Genomic DNA, 8,975 nt, shown 5'->3' on the forward strand with positions numbered 1-8,975 from the left:
TTGCGCCTCCACAGAGGCCAAACTCGTCTCGAAATCCCTGGTCAGCAGCCCGTCAGCCGACTACGCAATCGCCCTGGCGCCTGGCCCGCCAGGCTCGTGTCTTCGCGCAACCGCAACGCGAGGTGCGCATCGTTCTGGACGAACGCGCCCTCAAGTCCGTGGAGAACACCCAACTCATGCTGGAGCAGGTCGAACACATTCTGTTCCGGCTTCCGGATCATCTGCACGTCGTGGTGCTCGGGCGGGACACCGCGGCCAATTCCGCTCTTGTCGGCCCCTTCTCCCTGCACGAGTTCGAGTGGGACGTGGACCCGGACGTGGTCTATCTCGACGCCCTGCCGGACGATGTCGCTCTCGTCGAGGACGAGGCGGCGGTCGCCGGCTACAAGGCCTCCTTCGAGGACCTGTACCGCCAGGCGGCGAAGGGCGACGACGCCCAGCGCCTGCTCGAAGAGATCCGTGGGTCCCTTCGGGTGCAGGCATCTGCCTAGCTCTCGTGCGAGCGGCGCGGACAGGGCACATCCACATCCACCGGTACGGCATGGAGTCTCTACGCAAGTTCGCACAGCACAACCTTTGCTGATCTTGCTTGTTTGGGCTGGTAGGGGGTCTTGTCGCGGATGCAGGCCCAGAGGACGTTGAGGCGTTGTCTGGACAGGGCGGCGGTGGCTTGGCGGTGGGTCTTACCCTCAGCTCTCTTCTTGTCGTAGTAGGCGCGTGATTGTGGGCAGTGGGTCAGGGCGGTGAAGCTGGACATGCTGAACACCCGGCGTAGGCCCCGGTGGTAGCGGTGCGGCCGGATCTGGTGACCCTGTCTGCGGCCGGAGTCGCGGGAGATCGGCGCGAGCCCGGCGTGGGCGGCGAGTGCGGCGGCGCTGGGGTAGGTGGTGAGGGTGCCGGCGTGGGCGAGGAACTCGGCGGCGAGGGTGTTGCCGATGCCGGGCAGGCTGGTGACGATCTCTCCCAGCTCGTGCTCGGCGATAATCACGGCGATGGTTTCTTCGATGGCGGTGATGCGGTCGTTGACCGCTTCCAGGTCGGTGGCCATCTGCGCCACGATCCCGGCCACGGTGGCCTCTCCGGCGACGGCGATGGTCTGCGTCCGGGCGGCGGTGAGGACTTTGGCGGTGAGTGCCCTGGCGGCCCGGACGCCGTGCTGGCGCAGGTAGTCCAGGATGCGGGCTTCACCGGCGCGGCGCAGTCCGGCGGGTGTCTGCCACTGCGCGAGGAGCCGCAGCGCGCCCTTGCTGCGCAGGTTCAGCGTCTTCTCGAGCGCTGGGCTGATCATGGCCAGCAGGTCCTGGATGCGGGCGGTGGTGCGGACCCGGTCGGCGACCAGGTCGAGGCGGCGGGAGACGAGCAGCTTCAACTGCTGCTGCACCCCGTCGGCGAGGGTGAGGGTCGGTAGGTCGCCGCGCATGCGCAGGGTCTGGGCGATGACGTAGGCGTCGTGGGCGTCGGTCTTGCGTTCGCCGTGGAACGCCTCCGCCATCCGTGAGGTGACCGTGCCGCTGACGTAGCGCACGTCCGCATTCCGGTCGAACAGGACCGCCAACAGCAGCGCCGCTGGTCCGCCGCGTAGGTCGACGGCCCAGCGGATCGGCTTGCGGCGTTTGCCGAGCCGCCCGGCGATGCCGGAGATGGCCTGCTGGTCGTTCGGAATCTTCTCGGACACCACCACGGTGCCGTCGTCGTCAATGACGCACACGTGGTGGTGGGTCTTGCCGACGTCGACGCCGGCCCACAGGCTGCCCATCGGGCATCACCCTCTTCGGTTGTCTGGTCAAGGGGCGTGGACCCGCCGCGGTTCAGTAGCCACAACTTCGGAAAGGGCGATCGGTCGCAAGTCTCCATCCAGTGCTGATACAGCGGTCGTCAGCGAGGGTCGGGGCGTCCTACTCCTAGCTGGCCATGACATCGGCAGCACACACCCAGACAGTCACCCGACCCTCCGGGTCCACCCCGCCAAACGACACGGTTCTATGTCCGGTTGCGGGTCCCGACGGACACCCGGAGCCCAAGCCGCTGTCAGAGACGTCGCGCCGGGGACGCCGAGCAGTCCACGATCTTGCGCGCCTCGGTGATGGCCACCGGCGGCGAACCATGCGTCAGGTGTCGAGGCCTGCGAGGTTGAGGCGTTCGAGCAGGCTGGGCTTGCGGGCGTGCGCCGCCCGTAGCTCGGCCAGCCGGTGTCGGAACGATGAGGTATCCCCGTCGCGTTCGCCGAGTTCGCGCAGGTCGACGAGGAGTTGTACGGCGGTGTCGTACTCGCGGGGTTTTTTCGTGGCGATGAGTTCGTCGACCCGCTGCCAGGCGGCGGGTTGGTCGACTGCGAGGGTGTCGAGGTGTCGTTGTCGGGCGGCTGCGGCGGACCGTTCGCGGCGGATCCGGTCGCGTTCGCGCTGCTCGGCGTCCCGTCGTTCCCGCTGGGCGCGCAACTCCGCGGCGGTGGCGAGCAGTTCCCCGGCGGTGCGGGCAGCTGCTGGGGTGGGCGTATCAGTGCGGTGTGCGTCGCGGTAGCTGCGCAGCAGTCGGCTGCGGAGGTGGCTGTCGCCGCCGGTGATCAGGTCGGTCAGGATGGTGTCCTTGTCCTGGGCGGGCAGCCCGACGACCCAGGTGCGTAGTTGCGCGGCGGTCGGTTCACCGGATGCGGCCGCCGTCGACCCGGCAGCCGCGGCCGCGATCAGGTCGGGGTCGACGCGCAGGAACTCGGCGACGGCGGTGAGGGGCGCGTCGAGGGTGCCCAGTCCGGCGGGGACGGGCGGTTCGGGCTCGTCGTCGGCGATGTCCTCGGACTGTACGCAGCGGAGCCAGGCCAGGTAGAGCAGGCGCAGGTCGCCGCCTGCGAGGCTGGCCCGGACCGGGATGATGGAGGCGAGCAGACCGTGGCCGTCGAGGTCCCACTCGTCGGTGCCGTCCTCGTCCTCGTCGTGGAGGTCGATGATGACGTGCTTGCCGGCAGTCCAGGCGCAGGCGCTGTCGCCTTGGCAGTACTGGGCGACGGTGGCGGCGTGGAGCACGTGTTTCGGTAGTCGCAGCATGAGCTGGCGGGTGCCCCAGTTCGCCAGGTACAGGTGCGCGTCGAAGTACCGCTCCATCAGCTTGCGCGGGTCGCCCTTGAAGTCGCCCCACTCGTAGGTGTTGACGAAGCTGGTGGCGGTGATGTCGGCGCGTGTCGACAGCGCCCGCAGCTCGGCCTGGTCCCGGGCAGTGAGGGGTCGGTCGACGGCGGTGAACTCGTAGTACTGGTACTCGCTCACCGTGGCTTACCTTCCGGCCCAGTGCCGGTAGGCGTCGATCCACGCGGCGCCGTCCGGCGGCGGGGTGGGTAGCGGCAGGTCGAGGAGATCAATCCTCTGCCGGTGGCGGCCTCGGGCGCAGACCGCGACGATGCTGTCCGCTGCCAGCTCGATCCTGCCTACGGTGACCTCGACGCCGAGGACGGTGGTGGTGAACGGCACCGCCAGATGCTCCTCGATCCTGGCGAACAGTCCGGCACGCTCGTCCTCGTGACCGTCCGTGTCGACGGTGGCTTCCTCGATCTTCGCCTCCAGCGCGGCGTTGCCCTTCGATGCCATCGGCGGAGGATAGCGGACCGGTGTCGGGGTGTTCGGAGCCTGATGCGCGAGGATGGTCGGCATGGGTTCGGTGGCCGAGTTCGTCGATCTTCGGCGGGAGGTGGAGCGGTTACGGGCGGAGAACGCCCGGCTGGGACGTCTGCTGGACCTACGCGGCCAGGACACGTCTGCGGCGCCGGAGCAGTTGTCCGCGCCGGTTGAGCCACCGGGGCTGGTCACCATGGCTTCCCCGACGCGGGACAAGCTGGCGTTGTTCGCCGACCGGTTCCGGGCCCGGGCCGACGTGTACGCCGTGCGGTGGGAGAACGCCCGTACCGGTGCTGCCGGGTGGATGCCCGCGGTCGCCGGCGGTTGGCGTAAGGGTATGGATCGGCGGGGTGCCACCTACCTGCCCCGTACGACGGAGGTCGTCGCGGCGCATCTGGTCGGCGATGTGTTCATGGGCCTGTATCCGCTGATGCCCGGCAACACCTGCCATTTCGTCGTGGCCGACTTCGACGGGCCGACGGCGATGCTCGACGCCCTCGCGTACGTGAAGGCGGCGCGAGCCAGCGCGGTGCCCGCCGCGTTGGAGATCTCCCAGTCAGGTCGCGGCGCCCACGTGTGGGTCTTCTTTACCGGCGCTGTTCCCGCGGCCACCGCGCGCGCCGTCGGCACGGTTCTGCTGCGTGAGGCGATGGTGCTACGCGGGTCGATGGACCTGCGCTCGTACGACCGGCTGTTCCCCAACCAGGACGTCCTGCCCGAAGGTGGCTTCGGCAACCTCATCGCCGCACCGCTGCAGGGCCGCCGCCGCAAGGACGGACTGACCACCTTTCTCGACCTCGGCACCCTCGAGCCGTATGCCGATCAGTGGGCGTTCCTGTCGACGCTGGACCGGCTCAGCCCCGGCGATGCCGAACACGTCGCCCGGCAGGCCAAGCAGGCCGTCACCGGTGCCAATGTCGCCACGATGGGCCGGTCCGCCGCGACGCAGGTCCATCCTCCGCTGCCTCCGGTGGTCCACGCGGAAGCCGGTGCCGGGCTGAGCCTCGACGCCGGCCAGCTCACCCCTGCCGCGCTGGCGACGTTCAAACATGCCGCCGCCATGGCCAACCCGAAGTTCTACGAGCTGCAGCGGCTACGTAAGTCCACCTGGGACACCCCACGCTTCATCCAGGGCTACGACCTCACCCTCGACGACTGCCTGGTCCTCCCGCGAGGCCTGCGGCACACCATCGCCGCCATCGTCGAACGCGCCGGGTCGCGACTGGCCGTCACGGACGCACGAAACCCCGGCACCGAGATCGACACCGCGTTCACCGCCGAACTCACCGGCAAGCAGGCCGACGCGGTCGGCGCGCTTCTCGCCCACGACGACGGAATCCTGGTCGCCCCACCGGGCTCCGGCAAGACCGTCATGGCCTGCGCCGTGATCGCCGAACGCAACACCTCCACCCTCGTCCTCGTCGACCGCAAAGCCCTCGCCGACCAGTGGCGCACCCGCATCGAGCGGTTCCTTGGCATCAAGCCCGGTCAACTCGGCGGCGGCCGACGCAAACTCACCGGCACGGTGGACATCGCACTGCTGCCCTCCCTCGCCCGACGCGACGACGTCGTCACCCTGACCCAGGGGTACGGGCACGTCATCGTCGACGAATGCCACCACCTCGGCGCCGCAGCCTACGAGCACTCGGTCAAACGAATCGCCGCGCGGTTCTGGCTCGGCCTCACCGCCACCCCCACCCGACGCGACGGCCTCGGCCAACTCGTCACCTGGCAACTCGGCCCCGTCCGCCGCACCCTGACCGACGAGGAACAAGACACCCTCGCGGCAGCGATGCACGCCGACGCCGGACCCCGACGAGCGCTGTTCATCCACGAAACCACATTCCAACCCGGCGACGTCGACCTGGACGCGCCCGGCGCGCTCGCCGAGGTGCACCGAAGACTGGCCCTCGACGAGCCCCGCAACACCCAGATCGCCGACGATGTCGTCGCAGCCCTGACCCGCGGCCGCAACTGTCTCGTCCTGACCCGACGAGTCGCCCACGTCGAGGCACTCACCACTCTGCTCGCCGCACGCGGACATCAGCCGCTGGTGCTGCAAGGCGCGATGAGCACCCGCGAACGGCGGAGCATCGTTGACCGGCTCGACGGCGCCAAGACCGGCGACGGCCTCCTCGTCATCGGCACCACACCGTTCATCGGTGAAGGCTTCGACGCCCCCGCCCTCGACACCCTCTTCCTCGCGGGCCCGATCTCCTACGACGGCCTACTCGTCCAATGCGCCGGACGCGTCATCCGCGCCGCGCCCGGAAAGGACCTCGCCGAGGTCCACGACTATCACGACCCGGCCACTCCCATCCTCGCCGCCTCACTCCCACGCCGCATGCCCGGATACCGGACACTCGGCTTCACCAGAACATGAGTGCTTCCCATCGCGATCACCACGACTGGTCCCGCCGGCTATGGGGTGTGACCAGACGAGCAACCAACCTCAGCCGGCGCAGGACGTCACCCCAGCCGCCGGCGGACTACCGACCCTACGGCGAGCGGCGGCTCTACGTGGTGGCCGAAACCCTTGCCGAACTGCACGGCCCGACCGGAGGCACGGTGACGCTTCCGCGTCATCTCGACTGGTCCGGGCACGCCGAGTACAACCTTGACCGGCCCGCACGGCTGGCCAGCATGTACAAGGTGGTACTCACCGAAGCCAGCACCGTCGAGGAACTGAACAAATGGCTCGACGCCGACCTCCTCCGACGGCTCTGGCCCACCCTCTGGCTGCCATCCCAGCTCCGCCAGCGCTGGGAGGACACCTTCCCCGAACTCGCCATCAACCGCAACAACGTGACATAGCGGTAGAACCATGCAAGAACGCCCCAGAGATTCCGCAAATCGAACACCGAGTCGCCGCATCTCGAACGCGGTTTCGCCGCAAATCGAATGCGAAGGTACTCGCAGATCGAAACCGTGTTGCCTATCATGACATCGTGCCGACACCGCAGCTGATTCCACGCCGGGCCGCCGCGCAGGTCGACGCCGCGCTGGCCGACACCCGTGTCGTGCTGATCAGCGGAGCACGCCAGACAGGCAAGAGCACGCTGGTCCGCATCGTCGCCGGCGATCGTCTCGCCGAGCGCCGCGACCTTGACCGGGCACAGGACCGGGCGGCGGCGATCGCCGACCCGGTCGGCTTCGTGGACTCCTCCGAGCTCCTGGTCGTCGACGAGATCCAGCGCGCCCCGGAGCTCCTACTGGCCATCAAGGCAGCCGTCGACGAGGACCCGCGCCCAGGCCGGTACCTGCTCACCGGCTCGTCCCGCCTCTTCGGCATGGTGGCCGCCCCGGACGCCCTGCCCGGCCGGATGGAAACCGTCGAACTCTGGCCGCTGTCTCAAGGCGAACTCGACCAAGCGCCGGACGGATTCGTCGATGCCATCTTCGCGCTCGGCCCTGACCTGCGACACGAGTCGGACGTGACCCGCGCCGACTACGCGGCCAGAATCGTGCGCGGCGGCCTACCCGAGGCCACCACCCGCACCGACCCGCGCCGCCGCCAACGTTTCCTCGACGCCTACGTCCAAGCGCTCATCGACCGCGATGTCCGGCAACTGTCCGACATCCAGCACAAGGGCGAACTCCGCAAGCTGGTACGCCTACTCGCGGCCAGATCCGCGACCATCATCGCCGCCAACTCCCTCGAATCCGCACTCGGACTGAGCCGGCCGACGATCGCCCGTTACCTCCAAGCTCTGGAGGAGATCTTCCTGATCAAGCGGATCCCCGGCTGGTCCCGCAACCTGGGCACCCGCGCCACCGCCGCACCGAAAATGATCTTCGTCGACTCGGGTATCGCCGCCAACGAGACCGCGACCGACGCCCGGGCGCTGCTCCGGCCGGGTGCACCATTCGGCCCATTACTCGAATCATTCGTCCTGTCCGAACTCTCTCGCCAGCTCACCTGGTCCGAGCAGCCCGTCGACCTGTCCCACTACCGCGACCAGAGCAGGTACGAAGTCGACGCGGTGCTCGAGAACCGAGCGGGCCAGGTCGTGGGGATCGAGGTCAAAGCAGCCACCACCGTCGGACCCGACGACTTCCGCGGGCTACGCCGACTCGCCGACCGCCTGGGCGACGACTTCATCGCCGGCATCGTCCTCTACACCGGCACCTCCACGCTGCCGTTCGGCGACAAACTCCGCGCCCTGCCGGTCAGCGCACTGTGGCAGACGTCCGCACCGCCACCGGCCTGACCTCGCCCCTTCCGTAGGTCGCTCCCGTAAGTACGCCAGGGTGGGGCGCAGCCCGACGCCGGGCCAGGCGCAGCCTGTCGCAGGAGACCTACACGGCGGTCGATGGAATAGTGAAGCTGAGCAGCACTTACGCACTTCGCTGGGCTTCCGCAGGCGATCACAGCGGCGCGCGGGTGCGACCGGCGCAGGACGCCTGGAACGGGAGAAGCCGCAGGCCGTCGGCCTGCGGCTACACACGGAGCGTCGGGTTAGGAAACCGATGCTCTATCCCCTGAGCTACGAGGGCGCGAGGGCCTAGTCTAGCGACCTGGGGGTTCACCTGGGGTGGCAGGGAGTGGCCCACGTTCACCCACGTCGTCGGAAACCCTGTTCCCGCAGCCCATGACCACCGCCCGATCACATCAACCCCGGTTTGCGACCGGCGGTGGGCTGCGGTGACCCAGATTGGTACGGGTTGACCCAGGGTGGTACCGGCTGGAGAGCACACGCCGCACACATCAGGAAGATCATCATGGTCCGGACTCGGCCCGGATCAATTCTGGCCAGGGCGGGTGTCTGGTGAGAGGCCGTGTGAGCTTTGGGCGCGGCGCTGTTCTGGCCGGGTGACTTCACTGGACGTTTGTTTCGTCTTCGGGCCGGTAATGGCCGATTCGCGCCTCAATCTCGGCGGTATGAGATGTCCGGCCCGCCCCAGAAAGAGAACTTATCGGTGGACGTAGACCTGCCCGGGTTCAGCGCATATCGCCCCGGGATCGTGTCTGGTTCACTTTCATGCCCACATCGACGGACATGACGTCCGCCAAGTCGAGGCCCCGACACCGTACGCCTGCTGCATGACCGAACGGCGCCCCTATCCCTCCGACCTGTCCGACGCCCGATGGGCCCTGATCGCACCCCGCCTCACCGCCTGGCGACAGGCCCGCACCGACGCCGGCGTCAGCGGCCGCACCCCGACCCACGACCTGCGCGACATCTTCAACGCCATCCTCTACGTCAACCGCACCGGCATCGCCTGGCGCTACCTACCCCACGACTTCCCGCCCCACGCCACGGTCTACGGCTACTTCGCCGCCTGGAGCAAAGAAGGCATCTTCACCGAACTGAACTACCAGCTCACCGGCCTCGTCCGCGACCACCACGGCCGCACCATCCAACCCAC

Annotated in this window: 8 protein-coding genes; 5 read left to right on the forward strand and 3 right to left on the reverse strand. The window is 68.5% G+C overall.

Annotated elements, in window-relative coordinates:
* A partial coding sequence (locus tag ACLQ2S_RS27000) for a Scr1 family TA system antitoxin-like transcriptional regulator (protein WP_425703772.1) occupies positions 1-491 on the forward strand: 491 nt, incomplete at its 5' end.
* Positions 492-550: 59 nt separating this feature from the next.
* Here the strand turns inward: ACLQ2S_RS27000 and ACLQ2S_RS27005 are convergent.
* From ACLQ2S_RS27005 to ACLQ2S_RS27015, 3 genes are all read right to left on the reverse strand, one after another.
* Positions 551-1,756 (reverse strand): IS110 family transposase, encoded by a 1,206-nt coding sequence (locus ACLQ2S_RS27005; protein ID WP_425703774.1) that lies wholly within the window; start codon positions 1,754-1,756, stop codon positions 551-553.
* 352 nt (positions 1,757-2,108) lie between these two features.
* Entirely contained in the window at positions 2,109-3,260 is a 1,152-nt protein-coding gene (locus tag ACLQ2S_RS27010; RefSeq protein WP_425703776.1) for a hypothetical protein, read from the reverse strand.
* 6 nt (positions 3,261-3,266) lie between these two features.
* Positions 3,267-3,578, reverse strand: coding sequence for a hypothetical protein (locus ACLQ2S_RS27015; RefSeq protein WP_425703778.1), 312 nt, complete (start codon positions 3,576-3,578; stop codon positions 3,267-3,269).
* A gap of 61 nt (positions 3,579-3,639) precedes the next feature.
* On the opposite strand from ACLQ2S_RS27015, the gene ACLQ2S_RS27020 reads away from it, so the two are divergent.
* The 4 genes from ACLQ2S_RS27020 to ACLQ2S_RS27035 all read left to right on the forward strand — a co-directional run.
* Positions 3,640-5,988 carry a TOTE conflict system archaeo-eukaryotic primase domain-containing protein gene (locus tag ACLQ2S_RS27020; protein WP_425703780.1) on the forward strand — a complete coding sequence of 783 codons (2,349 nt, stop codon included), beginning with the start codon at positions 3,640-3,642 and terminating at the stop codon, positions 5,986-5,988.
* 47 nt (positions 5,989-6,035) lie between these two features.
* A complete protein-coding gene (locus ACLQ2S_RS27025) occupies positions 6,036-6,419 on the forward strand; it encodes a hypothetical protein (RefSeq protein WP_425703782.1) in 384 nt (127 codons plus the stop codon).
* 134 nt (positions 6,420-6,553) lie between these two features.
* Entirely contained in the window at positions 6,554-7,816 is a 1,263-nt protein-coding gene (locus tag ACLQ2S_RS27030; protein WP_309223928.1) for an ATP-binding protein, read from the forward strand.
* Between the two features lie 833 nt (positions 7,817-8,649).
* The coding region (locus ACLQ2S_RS27035; protein WP_425703784.1) for a transposase at positions 8,650-8,975 on the forward strand (326 nt) is incomplete at its 3' end.

It is taken from the genome of Micromonospora sp. DT48 (genome assembly GCF_049844495.1).
Lineage (GTDB): Bacteria > Actinomycetota > Actinomycetes > Mycobacteriales > Micromonosporaceae > Micromonospora.